The sequence below is a fragment of the Aeromonas enteropelogenes genome, assembly GCF_000819845.1.
Taxonomy (GTDB): Bacteria; Pseudomonadota; Gammaproteobacteria; order Enterobacterales; family Aeromonadaceae; genus Aeromonas; species Aeromonas enteropelogenes.
In genome coordinates, this window is sequence record NZ_CDCG01000015.1 from 16,694 (window position 1) to 17,026 (window position 333).

Consider the following 333-nt stretch of genomic DNA (forward strand, 5'->3'; position numbering starts at 1 on the left):
TGCTGATCGCCCTGCTGGCCCTGGGTGCTGTGTTCCTTTTCCGCGCCCTGCGCAAAGGCAAAATGGCGGCGCCACAGCAGCAACAGGCGGCCTACGCTGGATATCAGGCTCCGCAGGCTGCCCCGCAGCAGTTCGAGCAGAGCCACAGCGCGCCGCAAGCCACTGGCTTTGCCGACAGCGATGTGCCATTCCGCCTGCCGCCCGGCTTTGACATGAACGGCTTCCTGGCCGGTGCCCGCGACCACTACCGCACCCTGCAAGAGGCCTGGAACAAGAACGATCTGGAGAAGATCCGCGAGTATGTGAGCCCGGAGCTGTTCGAGCAGCTCAAGG

At 64.6% G+C, this 333-nt stretch carries 1 protein-coding gene; it reads left to right on the forward strand.

Translation table 11 applies throughout. The features are described 5' to 3' along the window. A partial coding sequence (locus BN1123_RS05675; RefSeq protein ID WP_042025812.1) for a Tim44 domain-containing protein occupies positions 1-333 on the forward strand: 333 nt, incomplete at both ends.